This window comes from Streptomyces sp. NPDC046308, from assembly GCF_055588065.1.
The window spans coordinates 585341-602958 of the sequence record NZ_JBVJFB010000002.1; the positions used below are offsets into that span (position 1 = coordinate 585341).

Sequence of the window (17618 nt, forward strand, 5' to 3'; positions counted from 1 at the left end):
AATGAGCTGAACGAAACGCAACGAAACGAAGGGATCGAGGTGCACGTGCCCGACGTCTCCGTGGTCGTCATCGTCTACAACGACGCAGAGCGTCTGTCGACAGCAGTCCAGTCCGTTCTGGACCAGACCCTGCACGGGGTCGAAGTCGTGATCGTCGACGACTGCAGCAAGGACCGTTCCTACGCGGTCGCCCAGGAACTGGAGGCCGCGCATCCGGGGAGAGTGCGCGCTTTCCGGCTGCCGGAGAACAGCGGTGGCTGCGGCGCGCCGCGCAACCACGGCATCCTGCAGGCCACCGGAACGTACGTGATGTTCCTCGACAGTGACGACGTGCTGGAGCGCAACGCCTGCCGGAACATGCTGCAGGCCGCCGAGCGGACCGGCTCCGACCTGGTCTCGGGCATGTGCGTACGCGTGCACCTCGACAACCGGTGGGGCAAGACCACCGAGTGGTACCCCTGGATCTACTCGCGCACGCGCACGCTGGAATCGATCACCGAGTTCCCCGACCTGCTGGTCTACGACACCCTCTCCACGAACAAGTGCTACCGGCGCGCGTTCCTGCTGGAGCAGGGCCTGGAGTTCCCGGTCGGCATCCACTACGAAGACCTGCTGTTCTCGGCGCAGGCCTACGTCGCGGCCTCCCGCATCACGCTGATCCCCAACCACGTCTACTTCTGGAACGTGGTCGAGAAGGCCGCCGCCCTGTCGATCAGCAACCGGCGCCACGAGATCGAGAACTTCGTCCACCGGATGGAGATCCACCGCCGCGTCGACGACCTGCTGGCGGCGAAGGGCCACGCGGACATCAAGTCCGCGAAGGACGCCAAGTTCGTCAAGCACGACCTGGTGCTGCACCTGCGTGACCTGCGCCTGCTGAGCGACGAGTACCGCCAGGAGTTCGCCCGGCTGGCCAACGGCTACCTCGCGGGGATCGACCCGGCCGCCTACGAGAACGTCACCCACCTCCAGGCGATCTGCGCCTACCTGCTCGGCAAGGAGGACTGGGACAACCTGCTCCCGGCGGCCGACGCCATGACCAACAAGGGCCGGCTCACCTCCCCCCTCGCCGAGCGCGACGGCCGCGTCTACTGGTGCGGGCGGCACATCGACAGTCCCGACCCCGTCGAGGCCGCCGAGGCCCGCCGGATACTGGACGTCACCGAGCAGGGCTTCCACACCACCCCGCTCACCTCCCTCACGCTCGGCAACCGCCTCACCTCCTACGCGGACGACGGGCGCGGCATCGTCACCATGTCGGGCTCCCTCGTGAACCCGCTGGGCCGGATCCCGGCCGACGCGGAGCTGAAGGCCACGCTCGAGTTCCGGGCCCGCCGGCAGGTCGGCGTGCGCTCCTTCGGCTTCCCGGCGGCAAGCGTGCGCCACGCCGGTGACACGATCGAGTGGACCGCCACCGCCGACGTCGCCGGAACGGTCCGCCCCCTCGGCATCATCGACGCCGTCTGGGACGTCCGCCTGAAGCTGACCGCCGGGGGCGAGCGGCTGACCACCCGCGTCTCGGTGGGCGGCGTGGACCTGGACTCGGCGGCCCGGCTGCGCGTGCGGCCGCGCCTGACCCGGCTGGTCTCCGACCGCTTCGGCCCGGAGATGACCAAGAAGGGCAACCTCAGCTACGTCCTGACCGCCGAGGGCGCCGCCGCCGTACGCACCCAGTCGCTGATCAACAACGCCATACAGGGCAAGGCGGCCGGCGTGGTCAAGCGGGGCCTGCGCAAGGCACTGCGGGCCCGCCGGAACATGGGCTCCGGCGAGCAGAAGGTGAAGCTCTACCACGAGGTCTTCTCGAAGCTGCCGATCAAGAAGGGCACGGTCGTCTTCGAGAGCCACATGGGCAAGCAGTACAGCGACAGCCCCAAGGCGATCTACGAGGAGATGGTGCGCCAGGGCGTGCCGTTCGAGGCGATCTGGTCGTACGCGGGCGGCAAGCCCACCGGCTTCCCCAAGGAGGCCACCCTGGTGCGGCGGTGGAGCTGGCCCTACCTGCGGGCCCTCGCCCAGGCCGAGTTCTGGGTCGACAACCAGGGCTTCCCGCTGGCGCTGGCCAAGCGCCCGGGCACCACGTACATCCAGACCTGGCACGGCTCCGCGCTCAAGCGCATGGGCTTCCACGAGCCCCGGACCAAGGCGCAGGGCAGGGCCGGCCAGAAGCGCTTCCAGGAGGCCGTCGACCGCTTCGACCACTTCCTGATCCGCTCGGAGCACGACACCCGCACCCTCGCCAAGGGCTTCCGGCTGCGCGACGAGGTGCTGCTGCGCACGGGCTACCCGCGCAACGACGCCCTCGTCGAGGCGTACCGGACCGAGGCCGACAGCGGTGAGCGGGTCCGCGGCCCCCTGGCGACCGAGCTCGGCATCGACCCGGACAAGAAGGTGCTGCTGTACGCGCCGACCTTCCGGGCGGGCGCGGACGGCGCGGTGGAGGGCTTCACCTTCCCCTTCGACGTGGAGGAGTTCGCGGACCGGCTCGGTGACCGCTTCACGCTGCTGGTGCGCACGCACTACCTCAACAGCGTCTCGCTGCCGCCGTCGGTCGCCGGCCGCGTCATCGACGTGTCCCGGCACCACGACATCACCCCGCTGCTGGCCCTCGCCGACGGACTGATCACCGACTACTCGTCCGTGATGTTCGACTACGCGGTCCTGGACCGGCCGATGCTGTTCTTCGCGTACGACTACGAGAAGTACGCCACCGACATCCGCGGCACGTACTTCGACCTGAAGGAGAAGGCCCCGGGCCCGGTGGTGGCGACCGCGGACGAACTCCTGCAGGCGGTCGCCGCCTTCGAGGAGGCGGACGTCAAGTACGCCCAGGCGCGCCAGCGCTTCCTCGCCGAGTTCGGCGAGTACGACCGCGGGGACGCGGCCCGCCAGATCGTCGAGAAGTTCTTCACCAGGAGCGGCAAGTGAGCCAGGAGACCACCACCCCGGGCGGCCGTGACATCTTCATCGTCTCCAACAACGTCGACGAGCTCGGCGGCGTGACCACCTGGTCGCACCAGATGGCCCGGCAGTTCACGGAGCGCGGCCACCGGGTGCACATCGTCGGCATCGCCCCGGTCGCCGAGGAGATCCGGCAGAAGCTGCCGCAGGACCTGCCGTACGCGATGACCACGCTCTACGACGCCCACCCGCCGTCGGCCCGCCGGCTGCGCGGCATCAAGGGCCGGCTGAACGCCCCGGAGCGGCGCCGCCAGGCGGCGCGGCGGGCGAAGATGCGGGTCAAGGCGGAGCAGCTGAGCGAGCTGCTGCGCACGGCCCGTCCGGGCGGTGTGGTCATCGTCACGCAGGTCTGGGCGATGGAGTGGGTGGCGCTCGCCGACACCAAGGGGCTCAGCGTCATCGGCATGAGCCACGAGTCCTTCGAGGCCAGCCACAAGTCCACGCGCGGCGAGCGGGTCCGCCGCTACTACTCCGAGGTCGACCGGCTGCTGGTGCTGACCGCCGAGGACGCGGACCTGTGGATCCGGGCGGGCATGGAGAACGTCGCCAGCATGCCGAACCCGCTGCCCTTCATGCCCGAAACCCCTGCCCCGCGCACCGAGAAGGTCGTGGCGTGCGTGGGCCGCCTCGCCTTCGAGAAGGGCGTCGACCTGCTGCTCGACGCGTGGGCGGACGCCGCGCCGCACCACCCCGACTGGGTCCTGCGGATCTACGGGGCGGGCGCGGAGGAGGAGGCGCTGCGGGCGCACTGCACCTCGCTCGGGCTGGACGACTCCGTGCAGTGGATGGGCAGCACCGGCGACGTGCTGGGCGCCTTGCGCGGGGCCTCGGTCTTCGCGCAGGCCTCGCGGGCCGAGGGCTTCCCGATCACGCTGCTGGAGGCGATGGCGGCGGGTGTCGCGCCGGTCGCCTTCGACTGCGCGCCGGGCGTGCGGGAGATCGTCGAGCACGGCGAGGACGGGCTGCTGGCCCGGCTGGGCAACACGATGGAGCTGGCCGGGCACCTGCGCGAGCTGATGTCCGACCGCGAGCTGCGCGACCGGCTCGGGGACAACGCCTTCCACGCGGTGAGGCGGTACTCCAGCGCCGACATCACCGACCGGTGGGAGAAGCTGTTCTCCTTCCTGGAGCGCTGAACGCGCACACCGCGCACCACATACGGCCGCCCGCCCCGGACGTACCCGGGGCGGGCGGTTGCGTGTCCGGAGTCGTCCGGTGTGCGTCGGCCGGTCAGGCCGGTCAGACTCCGGTCAGGCCTTGTGGACGTCCTTGTGGCGGTCCGTGCGGGCGGCCTTGTTGGCCTCCCAGCCCGCCCAGGCGGAGGTGACCATCTCGCGGACGTCGTGCCGGGCCTTCCAGCCCAGCTCGCTGGTGATCTTGTCGGCCGAGGCCACGACCTTCGCCGGGTCTCCGGCGCGGCGCGGGCTGATCACCGGCGGGTAGTCGTGTCCGGTGTTCTTGTTCAGGAGCGCCACCATCTCGGCGACCGAGACGCCCTCGCCGCGCCCGATGTTGACGGTGAGGTCCTTGTACTCCCCGGCCGCACCCCACTCGGCGAGCTTGCGGGCCGCCGCCACGTGGGCCTCGGCGAGGTCCTCGACGTGGATGTAGTCGCGGATGCAGGTACCGTCCGGGGTCGGGTAGTCGTCACCGAAGATCTTGGCGCCCTGGCCGGCGTCGTAGCGCTCGAAGACCATGGGGACGAGGTTGAAGACGCCGGTGTCGGCGAGCTCCGGGGTCGCCGCGCCGGCCACGTTGAAGTAGCGCAGGCAGGCGGTGGAGATGCCGTGCGCCTTGCCCGCGGCGCGGACCAGCCACTCGCCGGCCAGCTTCGTCTCGCCGTAGGGGCTGAGGGGGGCGCAGGGGGTGTCCTCGGTGACCAGGTCCACGTCGGGCATGCCGTAGACGGAGGCGGAGGAGGAGAAGAGGAAGTTGCGGATGCCCGCCTCGGCCACGGCCTGGAGCAGGACCGTGAGGCCCTGCACGTTCTCGTGGTAGTAGTACAGCGGCTTCTCGACGGACTCGCCGACCTGCTTCTTGCCCGCCAGGTGCACCACGCCGGTGATCTTGTGCTCGCGGATGGTCTCGTCCAGGACCAGCCGGTCCAGGACGGAGCCGACCACCAGCGGGACGCCCTCCGGGACGCGGTCCTCGTTGCCCGTGGACAGGTCGTCGAGCACGACGACCTTCTCCCCCGCGAGCAGCATCGCGCGGACGACGTGCGCGCCGATGTAACCGGCGCCACCGGTGATCAGAAACGTCATGTGTATCTCCTTGGTCCTGTCCGACTTCGGTGGGGAAAGCGCAACGGTGTGCAAGGAGGCGTCAGCCCGCCCCGCGGCCCGCCCGGGCCCGGTGGAGGCGGTTGCGCACGAGGTACAGCGCTCCCTCCGCGCCGGGCGCGAGGCGCAGCGCGAGGGCGCCGGCCCCCGTCCGGTAGGGCTGCGCCAGCAGCACACCGTACCGGCTGCTGGGCAGGGCCCGACGGCGGAGCAGCCGGCCACCGGGGCGCAGGGAGGTGAACACCGAGCTCCCGTCGGCGCACTCCACGCGCACCCCGACGTTCCAGGCCTGCATCCGGCGCAGCCCCTGGCGGCGGCCCGTGACGGCCAGGTCGGCCAGCCGGAAGGGCAGTACGGCGATCCAGCCGCCGGTGCGGTCCGGGCGCAGCTCGACCGGCTGGGCGAGGACCGGCTCGGCTCCCGCGCGCGGGATGAAGCTCAGCTGCACGGTCCGGGGCCCGGCCTCGGCGAGGCGCCCGTACAGCTCGTGCAGGCGGACCCGGACGGCGCCGCGGCCGGCCGGTTCGGCGTCGACGGTGACGGGCAGTTCGGCGACCGGCAGCCCGGCCAGGCCGTCCAGCGCCACCGGGAGCTCCTCGCTCCACACCGGGGCACCGGTGGGCCCGACCGCGTACGGGGGCAGCAGCCGCGGCGGTTCCGCGGCCAGCCGGGTGAGCCGGCCGACGTCGGCGGGCGGGGTCTCGGTGGCGCGCAGCACCCCCACGATCCAGCGGGCGTGGGCGGCGGCCGACTCGATGTCGGCCTCGGCGAAGGTCTCGAGGTACTCGCGGGTGAGGGTCCACCAGGCGGCCTGGTACTCGGGGTCCTTGCCGAGCTCGCGCAGGTACATGGGCAGGTCGTACTCGAGGAACTTCACCTGGCAGGCGCTGCCCAGCACCGGGGAGGCGGCGGCGAGGGTCCGGGCGGCCGTCCGGTGGGCCTCGATGCGGGCGCGCCAGTTCCCGACGTCCTTGCGGTCCAGGGAGATCGACACCTGGGCGGCGCCGCGGCGCACGTGCCAGACGTAGACGAGGTCGCCCGTGACGGCGACGCGCGGGGCCGCGGCCAGCACGCGCGAGGTGAAGACGAAGTCCTCGTAGACGAAGCGGCCGTCGGGGAAGCGCAGGCCGTGCTCGTCCAGGAAGGCGCGCTCGTACAGCTTGTTGACGCAGAGGGTGTCGCGGACGAGCTCGGGCCGGTCCGCCGGCCGCTCGATGACGTCGCCCGGCGTGTACAGCCCGGGCATCCACGGCACGTCGTGGCGCTGGGGCAGCTCGCGCCGGACCGCCGCGCCGACGGTGACGGGGGCGCCGTGCCGTTCGGCGGTGCGCACCAGGGCGTCGGCCGCGCCCGGCGGCAGGACGTCGTCACTGTCGAGGAAGAGGACGTACCGGCCGGACGCGGCCGCGATCCCGTCGTTGCGCGGGGTGCCGCACCCGCCGCTGTTCTCCGTGCGGTGCACGACCTTCAGGCGGGGGTGCGCGGCCGCCAGCTCGTCCAGGACCCGCGCGGTGTCGTCGGACGAGGCGTCGTTCACCGCGATGACCTCGGCGACCACCGGGCCCTGGGCGAGGGCCGAGGAGACGGCCTCGCCCACGAGCCCGGCGTCGTTGTACGCGATGACCACGACGGAGACCGTGGGGAGGTTGCTGCTGTTCACCCGAAGGATCCTAGGCGACCCACATAAAGACGCCTTCAAACCCTCCGGGGCAGATTCCCTCGGGAGGGGACTAGAACGGCCGGAATTCGTCGTACTCCTTCTGCGCGGAGTCCCCGCGCTGGGCTTCCTTGTCCTTGCGGCGGGTGGTCGCCGGACGCGGGGCGTCCAGACGGTGGTCCTCGCCGCGGCGGCCCAGCATCTCGGCGCCGGCCATCACGGTCGGCTCCCAGTCGAAGACGACCGCGTTGTCGTCGGAGCCGATCGCCACGCCGTCGCCGGCGCGGGCGCCGGCCTTCTTCAGCGCGTCCTCGACACCGAGGCGGTTGAGGCGGTCGGCGAGGTAACCGACGGCCTCGTCGTTGTTGAAGTCGGTCTGGCGGACCCAGCGCTCCGGCTTCTCGCCGCGCACGGTGTAGACGTCCTCGACCTCGTCGTAGGTGACGGTGAAGCCGGCGTCGTCCACGGCCTTCGGCCGGATGACGATGCGGGTCGCCTCCTCCTTCGGCTTGCGGGCGCGGGCCTTGGCGATGACCTCGGCGAGGAAGAAGGAGAGCTCCTTCAGGCCCGTACGGGCGACCGCGGAGACCTCGAAGACCTTGTAGCCGCGCGCCTCGAGGTCCGGGCGGACCATGTCGGCGAGCTCCTGTCCGTCCGGGATGTCGACCTTGTTCAGGACGACGAGGCGCGGGCGCTTCTCCAGGCCGCCGCCGTAGAGCTTGAGCTCCTCCTCGATGACGTCGAGGTCGGCGATCGGGTCGCGGTCGGACTCCAGGGTGGCGGTGTCCAGGACGTGCACGAGCACGGAGCAGCGCTCGACGTGGCGCAGGAACTCCAGGCCCAGGCCACGGCCCTGGCTGGCGCCGGGGATCAGGCCGGGGACGTCGGCGATCGTGTAGACCGTCGAGCCGGCCGTGACGACGCCCAGGTTCGGGACGAGGGTGGTGAAGGGGTAGTCCGCGATCTTCGGCTTGGCCGAGGACAGCACCGAGATCAGCGAGGACTTGCCGGCGCTCGGGAAGCCGACCAGCGCCACGTCGGCGACGGTCTTGAGCTCCAGGACGATGTCGCCGGTGGTGCCGGGGACGCCGAGGAGCGCGAAGCCGGGCGCCTTGCGGCGGGCGGAGGAGAGCGCGGCGTTGCCGAGACCGCCGCGGCCGCCCTCGGCGGCCACGTAGGTGGTGCCCTGGCCGACGAGGTCGGCGAGGACGTTGCCCTGCTTGTCGAGGACGACGGTGCCGTCCGGCACGGGCAGGATCAGGTCCTGGCCGTCCTTGCCGGAACGGTTGCCGCCCTCGCCGGGCTTGCCGTTGGTGGCCTTGCGGTGGGGGCTGTGGTGGTAGTCCAGCAGGGTGGTGATCGCCTGCTCCACCACCAGGATGACGTCGCCGCCACGGCCGCCGTTGCCGCCGTCGGGGCCGCCGAGCGGCTTGAACTTCTCCCGGTGAACGGAGGCGCAGCCGTGGCCCCCGTTACCCGCGGCGACGTGCAGCTCGACGCGGTCCACGAAGGTGGTCATGGTTGTTCCTCCAGTTACATACGGGAATGTCCCGGACAGGCCTTGCTGTCCATTAAAACGTCTGTACGTACCAACGCGCCGAGGGCGGACCTCTCTTCCCGGCCAGTGCCGGGAAGAGCTGAGATCCGCCCTCGGGAAGTTACGAACGCTCGATCAGCCGAAGCTGGATCAGGCGGCCGGAACGATGTTGACGACCTTGCGGCCACGGTGCGTGCCGAACTGCACGGCACCCGCCTGCAGCGCGAACAGCGTGTCGTCGCCACCACGACCGACACCCGAACCCGGGTGGAAGTGGGTGCCACGCTGGCGGACGAGGATCTCGCCGGCGGAGACGACCTGACCGCCGAAGCGCTTCACGCCGAGCCGCTGGGCATTGGAGTCGCGCCCGTTCCGGGTGGACGATGCGCCCTTCTTGTGTGCCATGTCTCAGTCCCTCTTACTTCGCAGCCGCGGGGATACCGGTGACCTTGATCGCCGTGTACTGCTGGCGGTGACCCTGGCGACGGCGGTAGCCGGTCTTGTTCTTGTAGCGCAGGATGTCGATCTTGGCGCCCTTGTGGTGGTCCACGACCTCGGCCGTGACCTTGATACCGGCCAGCACCCACGGGTCGCTGGTCACGGCTTCGCCGTCGACAACGAGCAGGGTCGAGAGCTCGACCGTGTCGCCAACCTTGGCAGTGGAAATCTTGTCAACCTCAACGATGTCGCCGACAGCAACCTTGTGCTGGCGACCACCGCTGCGCACGATGGCGTACACGCGGATCTCTCTCTCACTCGGGACGGATGCTCCTGAAGCCAGCCGCTCAGGCAGGCCCCTCGTACGGACGGGGACGGCTCTGATCCGGATTGGACGAGCGGCCTCTCTCGAACGACGCTCGCGCGTGCGGAACGGGAGGAAGGTGCTCAGGAGCGCGGCGCACACTGGACGGATTCGTCCAAGACACGCCGACGGTCTAGGTTACGGGGCCGGTTCCGGAGGGTCAAACCGGGCCCCGCACGACCGTGGGCCCCGCCGAGCGGCGGGGCCCACGGTCACGTGCGGATCAGGCTTCGGCCGGAGCCGAGACGGACGGGGCGCTCTGCTGCTCCGCCGCCGCGGTCTTCTTCGTCGCCCGCTTCGCCGCGGTCTTCTTGGTCGTGGCCGCCTTCTTGGCCACGGTCTTCTTGGCGGCCGCCGCCTTCTTGGCCGGGGCCTTCTTCGCCGTGGTCGCCTTCTTGGCCGGAGCCTTCTTGGCGGCCTTCTTCGCCGGCGCGGCCTCCTCGGCCGGCGCGGCCTCCTCGGCGGGAGCGGCCTCCTCGGCGGCCGCCGGGGCCTCGGTCACCGGGGCCTCGACGACCACCACGGCGGCCTCCGCCGCGCCCGCCGGGGAGCCGGCGGGTGCGGTGGCCTTACGGGTGGCACGCCGGCGCGGACGGGCCGGTGCGGCCTCCGCGACGGGGGCCTCCTCGACCACGGCCACGGGCTCCGGCTCGAGGAGCCGCTCGGGCTCGGGCTCGACGACGGGCTCCGGCTCGACGACCGGCTCCGAGGGCACCTCGGCCGCGGGGGCCGGGGCGCCCGCCGGGGCGGTGGCCTTACGGGTCGCACGGCGACGGGTACGGCCCTTCGGCGCGGCGTCCTCCGTCACCGCCTCGGCCACGACCTCCGCGACGACCTCCGAAGCCTCCACGGCCTCGGCGACGACCTCGGCGGCCGGCTCCAGCACCGTGTCGGCGGCCTCGGTCACCGGCTCGGCCTCGACCACCGGGGCCAGGGCCGGGGCCTGAGCCGGAGCGGCCGCACCGCGCGGGGCGCCCGCCGGAGCGGTCGCCTTGCGGGTGGCGCGGCGGCGGTTGCGACGGCTGCTCAGACCCGCGGCGGCCTCGGCCTCGGCCGGGCTGCTGTAGAGCTCCTCGTCCGCGACGAACTCCGGCTCGGGCAGCGCCCGCGGAGCAGCGGCCTCGGCAGCCACCTCCGCCTCGGACTCGAAGTCCGTCTCGACCGCCTCGATCGCCTCGACCGTCTCGACCTCGTGGTCGTGCTGGTCGAACTCGCCACGGCCACCGCGGCGCTTGGAGCGCTTGCCGTTGCCACCGCCGCCGATCGCGGTCGGCGTCTCCATGTGGACGATGACACCGCGGCCGTTGCAGTGGACACAGGTCTCGGAGAAGGACTCCAGCAGGCCCTGGCCCACCCGCTTGCGGGTCATCTGGACGAGGCCCAGCGAGGTGACCTCGGCCACCTGGTGCTTCGTACGGTCGCGGCCCAGGCACTCCAGCATCCGGCGCAGGACCAGGTCGCGGTTGGACTCCAGGACCATGTCGATGAAGTCGATGACGACGATGCCGCCCAGGTCGCGCAGCCGCAGCTGGCGCACGATCTCCTCGGCCGCCTCCAGGTTGTTCCTGGTGACGGTCTCCTCGAGGTTGCCGCCCTGACCGGTGAACTTGCCGGTGTTGACGTCGATGACGATCATCGCCTCGGTCTTGTCGATCACAAGCGAGCCGCCCGAGGGCAGCCACACCTTGCGGTCGAGCGCCTTGGCGAGCTGCTCGTCGATCCGGTACGTCGCGAAGACGTCGACCTCGGAGGTCCAGCGCGACAGCCGGTCGGCGAGGTCCGGGGCCACGTGGTTCACGTAGCCGTGGATGGTCTCCCACGCGCCGTCACCGCTGACGATGACCTTCGAGAAGTCCTCGTTGAAGATGTCGCGCACGACGCGGACGGTCATGTCCGGCTCGCCGTACAGCAGGCTCGGCGAAGAGGTCGAGATCTGCTTCGCCTTCTTCTGGATGTCCTCCCACTGGGCCTGCAGACGCTCGACGTCGCGGCGCAGCTCGTCCTCGCTCGCGCCCTCGGCGGCGGTGCGCACGATGACGCCCGCGTCCTCGGGGACGATCTTCTTGAGGATGGTCTTCAGGCGCGCGCGCTCGGTGTCGGGCAGCTTGCGGCTGATGCCGGTCATCGAGCCCTCGGGCACGTAGACCAGGTAGCGGCCGGGCAGCGAGACCTGGCTGGTCAGGCGGGCGCCCTTGTGGCCGATCGGGTCCTTGGTGACCTGCACCAGGACCGACTGGCCGGACTTGAGGGCGGACTCGATGCGGCGCGGCCCGTTGGCCATGCCGAGCGCCTCGAAGTTGACCTCACCGGCGTACAGGACCGCGTTGCGGCCCTTGCCGATGTCGATGAACGCGGCCTCCATCGACGGCAGCACGTTCTGGACCTTGCCCAGGTAGACGTTGCCGACGTACGAGGTGGCCTCTTCCTTGTTGACGTAGTGCTCGACGAGCACGTTGTCCTCGAGGACGCCGATCTGGGTGCGCTCACCGGACTGGCGGACGACCATCACGCGCTCGACGGCCTCACGGCGGGCCAGGAACTCGGCCTCCGTGATGATCGGCACGCGGCGGCGGCCCTGCTCACGGCCCTCGCGGCGGCGCTGCTTCTTCGCCTCCAGACGGGTCGAGCCCTTGATGGACTGGACCTCGTCGGACGGCTCGGCCTTCTCGCGGGCCGGGCGCGGCTCGCGGACCTTGACGACGGTGCGCACGCCGTCCTCGTCACCCGCTTCGGCGGCCTCGGCGGCGGTGTCGCCACTGCGGCGACGGCGACGGCGGCGACGGCGGCTGGAGCTGGAGCCGAGGGCCTCCTCGGACTCGTCCTCTTCGTCCTCGTCGGCCTCCTGCCCGGGGGCCTCGGCCTCGGCCGCCTCGGTCTCCTCCTCGGCGGACTCGTCGAGGTCGGCGGCCTCACCGCGGCGGCGGCGACGGCCACCGCGACGACGGCGGCGCGACGGGCGCTCGCCCGACTCGTCGCCCTCGTCGAACTCGGCGGACTCCTCTTCGAGCTCGGCCTCGGGCTCCTCCTCGGCGAGCACCTCGGGGAGGGAGACCGGCGCGGACTCGGCGGCCGGAGCGGACTCGGCGGCGCCGCGCCCACGGCGACGGCGGCGGCCCGCCGGCTGCGGGGCGGGGGTCTGGACGACCTCGGCCTCGACCTCCGTCTCCTCCTCCTCGACCTCTTCGGCCGGGGCGGCGGCGCGGGCGGCCGCGGCGGCCATGGCGGCGGTCTCGGGGGTCTGGAACATCGGCTCGGCGAAGACCGGGGCCTGGAAGACGGGCACGGCGGGGCGCGCGGCGCGGCGGGCGCGGGCCGGGGCGGCGGGCGCCTCGGGCTCGGCGGCGGGCTGCGCGGGGGCGGCCGGCGCGGTGGTGGAGCGGGTGGCGCGGCGGCGGCCGCCGCGCTTCGGGGAGTCCAGGGCGTCGGCCACGGTGAAGGTGCGGGTGGTGGCCTTGGGGGCCTCCTCCGCGACCGGCTCGGCCTCGGCGGCCGGGGTCTCGACGACGGCGGCGGTCTCGGCGGCGGGAGCGGCCGGGGCGGCCACGGCGCGGGTCGCACGACGGCGGGCACGCGGGGCCGGAGCGGCCGGAGCCTCCTCCTCGACCACGGGCGCGGCCTCGACCACGGGGGCCTCGGCGGCGGCGCTCTCGGCGGCCGGAGCGGCCGCGGCGCGGGTCGCACGACGACGGGCACGCGGAGCCGGAGCGGCCGGAGCCTCCTCCTCGACCACGGGCGCGGCCTCGACCACGGGCGCCTCGGCGGCCGGAGCCTCCGGAGCGGTCACGGCACGGGTCGCACGACGACGGGCACGCGGAGCGGGAGCGGCGGGCTCCTCGGCGGCCGGGGCCGCGGCGGGAGCCGCGGCGGCGGGGGCCTCGACGACGACGGCCTCGGCCGGCGTCTCGGGAGCGGCGACGGCGCGGGTCGCGCGGCGGCGGGTACGTGCGGGTGCGGCGGCCGGAGCGGCCTCCTCGACGGGGGCGGCCGGGGCGGCCTCCGTCACCGGGGTCACCTCTGCGGTGGCCCCGCCGGGCGGCCCGGCGGGCCGGGAAGCGGCGCGGCGACGCCTGCGCGGGGGCAGGTTGTCGCTGGGGCTGCCGCTGTCGGCGTTACCTGCGGTGGTGTCGTTTTCGTTGTTGAGCATTGCGGGCGGTTCTCCCGTCACGCTCCCGGGCGCCGCGGCTGACTTCCGGTCCGGCACGGCTGCCGCGTAATGAGCGCGGAACCGGCCTCCGGGGCGCGTTCGCCACACGGGAGCTGTAGTCCATGGCCGCCGGTTCCGTACGTGTTGTCCGTACGGCCTGGCGGAAGTCTTCAGGTCAGTGCGCGGCCCGACCCAGGTGGCTCCCGAGTGCCAGGGCTGCGCGACGACGACGATCCCTACGCGGCGGGACCTTCCGGCGCCTTCGCGTCGGCGGCTACGGCGGCCGTGGGTGGAGCGGCCGTATCAGCCTCGCGGTCGGGCGCGAGCGGGTCGGTCACCGTGCCGGACTCCTCGTCGAAGAGCCCCTGCGCCAGCCTGGTCACCGCTGAGGGGACCGGCGGCGCCAGGTCGGCCACAGCTCGGAGACCGGACAGGACGTCGTCGGGTCGCACGGCAGGTGTCAGATGCCGAACAACCAGCCGCAGTATCGCACAGGCATTGTCCAGCGGCCTATCAGCCGGGGCGGGAAGAGCTTCGAGGGAGACGACGGCGCCGCGCGTGTCGAAGGTCCGCATCCCGTTCTTGGTCTTGCGCTGCACCTCCACGGTCTCGGCGGCGAGGAAGGCCGTCACGGCCCGCTCGGCCTCGGCGGGCTCCACGCCGTCCAGGCGCAGCTCCCACACGGAGGCGGTCAGCCGGTCGGCGAGGCCCGAGGTGCGGGCCTCGACGGCGTCGATGATGTCGAGCCCGCTCGGCATCGACTCGTCGAGCAGCTCGCGGAGCTTCTCGGGGTCGCGGGGCTCGGCGAGGGCGATCTCCAGGTATTCGGCCTCGCTGCCGGTCCCGGTGGGGGCGGCGTTCGCGTATGAGACCCGCGGGTGCGGGGTGAAGCCGGCCGAGTACGCCATCGGCACCTCGGCGCGGCGCAGGGCCCGCTCGAAGGCGCGCTGGAAGTCGCGGTGGCTGGTGAACCGGAGGCGGCCGCGCTTGGTGTAGCGCAGTCGGATGCGCTGCACCACCGGTGCGGGAGGCGGGCCTTCGGGCTGTCGCTTGCCCAGTGGTTCTTCTCCTTGTGCGGGGCTCCGCGGCTCGCGCGTCGCCCTGAGTGTCTGTGGGACCGGCCGGCGCCGCCCTGCTTCCGGCTCACCCCTGCCGTTCGTGGAGGGAGATCTCGGGAGCGGGCGTGTTGCCTGCGGCTGTCGTACTACCCAGAGTACGCGCCCGTGACCTCGCCGGTTCCACGGGAGGAGTACCGAACAGCGCCTTGCGCACCGCGGCGCGCGCCTCCCGGACCGCGGCGCGGCCCGTGCGCCAGACCTCGCGGACGGCGTGGCCGGCGGGGGTCAGCACGTGCCGGTACACCCGGGACGCGGGCCAGCCGACCAGTACCCAGCCGACCCACTTGAGCCCGCGCCACAGGGCCGCGGCGATCCGGCCGGCCACGTGCCAGGCCCACAGGAGGACCTGTCCGAGCGGGGTGAGCACGTACCGGTACAGGGCGACGGCCAGCCACGCGAGGCCGAGCCCGACGGGCCGCAGCAGGTACCGGTACACCGCCGCCACCAGCCATGCGAGGCCCAGCCCCACCGGCCGCAGCAGGTACCGGTAGACCGCGGCGGCCAGCCACGCGAGGCCGTGCCCGAGCGGGGTGAGCACGTACCGGTAGGCCGCCTCGGCCAGCCGGGCGAGGGCCCGGCCGACGGGCGCGAGCACGTACCGCCACAGACCGACCCACGGCCACACGAACAGCGCCATGGCCAGGACCCACACGATCCACGCCACCCCCTTGCCGAGCGGGGCGAGCAGGTACCGCAGCCCGCCCCGGCCGACCCAGGCCAGCGCTGCCCCGAGCGGCCGGAACAGGTAGGTGCCCAGGAACCGACCGGCCGGCGCGAGCAGGTGCGCGTACGTGCCGCGGCCCAGCCACGCGAGGCCCCGCCCCACCGGAGCGAGCACATACCGCCACAGACCGACCCACGGCCAGACGAAGACCAGCTTGAGCAGGGTGACCAGGATCCGGCCGAGGATCCGCAGCGCCGGCTCGAGGACGTGGACGTACAGCGGCCCGAGGACGTGCCGGTGCGCGGCCCGGCCCAGGGCGACGAGCAGTTCCCAGACCACTCGTACGGGCAGTACGACGAGTACGGCGACGATCTTGACGGGGACCCTGATGACTCCCACCAGGCATCCGTCGCCACCGCCGCCCGGAGGCCGTTCGTCCAGTTCCATGCAGTCAAGGACACGCCAGAGGCCCCCACCCGTTGCGGGCGGGGGCCTCTCGTGACCCAAGGGTTACTTCACGACGGTCAGCGGCAGCAGCTTCTTGCCCGTCGGACCGATCTGGATCTCGGTCTGCATCTGAGGACACACACCGCAGTCGAAGCAGGGGGTCCAGCGGCAGTCGTCGACCTCGGTCTCGTCGAGGGCGTCCTGCCAGTCCTCCCAGAGCCAGTCCTTGTCGAGACCGGAGTCCAGGTGGTCCCAGGGCAGGACCTCCTCGTACGTGCGCTCGCGCGTCGTGTACCAGGCCACGTCCACGCCGTAGGCCGGCAGCGTCTTCTCCGCGGCCTCCATCCAGCGGTCGTACGAGAAGTGCTCGCGCCAGCCGTCGAAGCGGCCGCCCGACTCGTACACGGCGCGGATGACGTCGCCGATGCGGCGGTCGCCGCGGGAGAGGAGGCCCTCGACGATGCCCGGCTTGCCGTCGTGGTAGCGGAAGCCGATGGAGCGGCCGTACTTCTTGTCGCCGCGGATCTTGTCGCGGAGCTTGCCCAGGCGGGCGTCCGTCTCCTCGGCCGACAGCTGCGGGGCCCACTGGAACGGGGTGTGCGGCTTGGGGACGAAGCCGCCGATCGAGACCGTGCAGCGGATGTCGTTCTGGCCCGAGACCTCGCGGCCCTTGGCGATGACGTTGACCGCCATGTCGCCGATCTGGAGGACGTCCTCGTCGGTCTCGGTCGGCAGGCCGCACATGAAGTACAGCTTCACCTGGCGCCAGCCGTTGCCGTAGGCCGTGGCGACGGTCCGGATCAGGTCCTCTTCCGAGACCATCTTGTTGATGACCTTGCGCATGCGCTCGGAGCCGCCCTCGGGGGCGAAGGTCAGGCCGGAGCGGCGCCCGTTGCGGGTCAGCTCGTTGGCCAGGTCCACGTTGAAGGCGTCCACACGGGTCGACGGCAGGGACAGGCCCACCTTGTCGTCCGTGTAGCGGTCGGCGAGTCCCTTGGCGATGTCGGCGATCTCCGTGTGGTCCGCCGAGGACAGGGAGAGGAGACCCACCTCCTCGAAGCCGGTGGCCTTCAGGCCCTTCTCCACCATCTCGCCGATGCCGGTGATGCTTCGCTCCCGCACGGGGCGCGTGATCATGCCGGCCTGGCAGAAACGGCAGCCGCGGGTGCAGCCGCGGAAGATCTCCACCGACATCCGCTCGTGGACGGTCTCGGCGAGCGGGACCAGCGGCTGCTTGGGGTAGGGCCACTCGTCGAGGTCCATCACGGTGTGCTTGGACACGCGCCACGGCACGCCGGAGCGGTTGGGCACGACACGGCCGATGCGGCCGTCCGGCAGGTACTCCACGTCGTAGAAGCCCGGCACGTAGACGTTGCCGGTCTTCGCCAGGCGGAGCAGGACTTCCTCGCGCCCGCCCGGCCGCCCCTCGGCCTTCCAGGTGCGGATGATCTCGGTCATGTCGAGGACGGCCTGCTCGCCGTCGCCGATGACCGCGCAGTCGATGAACTCAGCGATCGGCTCGGGGTTGAAGGCCGCGTGGCCGCCCGCGAGGACGATCGGGTGGTCGACCGTACGGTTGCGGGCCTCCAGCGGGATGCCCGCGAGGTCCAGCGCCGTGAGCATGTTGGTGTAGCCCAGCTCCGTGGAGAAGGACAGGCCGAACACGTCGAAGGCGGAGACCGGGCGGTGGCTGTCCACGGTGAACTGCGGCACGTTGTGCTCGCGCATCAGCTCTTCGAGGTCCGGCCACACGCTGTAGGTGCGCTCGGCGAGGACGCCCTCACGCTCGTTCAGCACCTCGTACAGGATCATGACGCCCTGGTTGGGCAGCCCGACTTCGTACGCGTCCGGGTACATGAGCGCCCACCGGACGTCGCAGCTCTCCCACTCCTTGACCGTGGAGTTGAGTTCACCGCCGACGTACTGGATGGGCTTCTGCACATGCGGAAGCAGGGCCTCAAGCTGAGGGAAGACCGACTCGGTCATCACGCGACTTTCGTGAAGCG

At 72.1% G+C, this 17618-nt stretch carries 11 protein-coding genes; 2 read left to right on the plus strand and 9 right to left on the minus strand.

The genetic code is table 11. From position 1 onward, the window contains the following. Positions 1-39: 39 nt before the first annotated feature. Together ACZ6JT_RS10145 and ACZ6JT_RS10150 are read left to right on the plus strand one after the other, a co-directional pair. Positions 40-2928 (plus strand): bifunctional glycosyltransferase/CDP-glycerol:glycerophosphate glycerophosphotransferase, encoded by a 2889-nt coding sequence (locus ACZ6JT_RS10145; protein WP_469209005.1) that lies wholly within the window; start codon positions 40-42, stop codon positions 2926-2928. Continuing rightward, complete coding sequence (locus tag ACZ6JT_RS10150; protein ID WP_469209006.1) at positions 2925-4097, plus strand: glycosyltransferase; 1173 nt, start codon at positions 2925-2927, stop codon at positions 4095-4097. The genes ACZ6JT_RS10145 and ACZ6JT_RS10150 overlap by 4 nt, the downstream gene beginning before the upstream one ends. A 114-nt stretch (positions 4098-4211) precedes the next feature. On the opposite strand, the gene galE is transcribed toward ACZ6JT_RS10150, so the two are convergent. The 9 genes from galE to ACZ6JT_RS10195 all read right to left on the minus strand — a co-directional run bounded on the left by galE (position 4212) and on the right by ACZ6JT_RS10195 (position 17601). After that, positions 4212-5225: a UDP-glucose 4-epimerase GalE gene (galE, locus tag ACZ6JT_RS10155; protein WP_469209007.1), complete on the minus strand. Its 1014-nt coding sequence runs from the start codon at positions 5223-5225 to the stop codon at positions 4212-4214. Positions 5226-5286: 61 nt separating this feature from the next. Then, on the minus strand, positions 5287-6903 hold the full coding sequence (locus ACZ6JT_RS10160) for a glycosyltransferase family 2 protein (RefSeq protein ID WP_469209008.1): 1617 nt from the start codon (positions 6901-6903) through the stop codon (positions 5287-5289). A 70-nt stretch (positions 6904-6973) separates the two neighbouring features. Further along, positions 6974-8419: a GTPase ObgE gene (gene obgE, locus ACZ6JT_RS10165; RefSeq protein WP_469209009.1), complete on the minus strand. Its 1446-nt coding sequence runs from the start codon at positions 8417-8419 to the stop codon at positions 6974-6976. Between the two features lie 168 nt (positions 8420-8587). After that, positions 8588-8842 carry a 50S ribosomal protein L27 gene (gene rpmA, locus ACZ6JT_RS10170; RefSeq protein WP_030027134.1) on the minus strand — a complete coding sequence of 85 codons (255 nt, stop codon included), beginning with the start codon at positions 8840-8842 and terminating at the stop codon, positions 8588-8590. Between the two features lie 13 nt (positions 8843-8855). Beyond that, positions 8856-9176 (minus strand): 50S ribosomal protein L21, encoded by a 321-nt coding sequence (gene rplU / locus ACZ6JT_RS10175; protein ID WP_030013082.1) that lies wholly within the window; start codon positions 9174-9176, stop codon positions 8856-8858. A gap of 286 nt (positions 9177-9462) precedes the next feature. Then, positions 9463-13383, minus strand: coding sequence for an Rne/Rng family ribonuclease (locus ACZ6JT_RS10180; RefSeq protein ID WP_469209010.1), 3921 nt, complete (start codon positions 13381-13383; stop codon positions 9463-9465). A 236-nt stretch (positions 13384-13619) separates the two neighbouring features. Further along, positions 13620-14399 (minus strand): TIGR03936 family radical SAM-associated protein, encoded by a 780-nt coding sequence (locus ACZ6JT_RS10185; RefSeq protein ID WP_469209618.1) that lies wholly within the window; start codon positions 14397-14399, stop codon positions 13620-13622. A 127-nt stretch (positions 14400-14526) separates the two neighbouring features. Further along, on the minus strand, positions 14527-15612 hold the full coding sequence (locus tag ACZ6JT_RS10190) for a hypothetical protein (protein ID WP_469209011.1): 1086 nt from the start codon (positions 15610-15612) through the stop codon (positions 14527-14529). Positions 15613-15675: 63 nt separating this feature from the next. Next, the gene (locus tag ACZ6JT_RS10195) at positions 15676-17601 is read right to left on the minus strand and encodes a TIGR03960 family B12-binding radical SAM protein (protein ID WP_469209012.1); all 1926 of its coding nucleotides are present in this window, start codon (positions 17599-17601) and stop codon (positions 15676-15678) included. Between the last annotated feature and the right edge of the window lie 17 nt (positions 17602-17618).

Coding starts and splice junctions, on each gene's coding strand:
- galE (WP_469209007.1), bottom strand. CDS start 5,225: ATGACGTTTCTGATCACCGGTGGCGCCGGTTACATCGGCGCGCACGTC.
- obgE (WP_469209009.1), bottom strand. CDS start 8,419: ATGACCACCTTCGTGGACCGCGTCGAGCTGCACGTCGCCGCGGGTAAC.
- ACZ6JT_RS10180 (WP_469209010.1), bottom strand. CDS start 13,383: ATGCTCAACAACGAAAACGACACCACCGCAGGTAACGCCGACAGCGGC.
- ACZ6JT_RS10190 (WP_469209011.1), bottom strand. CDS start 15,612: ATGGAACTGGACGAACGGCCTCCGGGCGGCGGTGGCGACGGATGCCTG.
- rpmA (WP_030027134.1), bottom strand. CDS start 8,842: ATGGCACACAAGAAGGGCGCATCGTCCACCCGGAACGGGCGCGACTCC.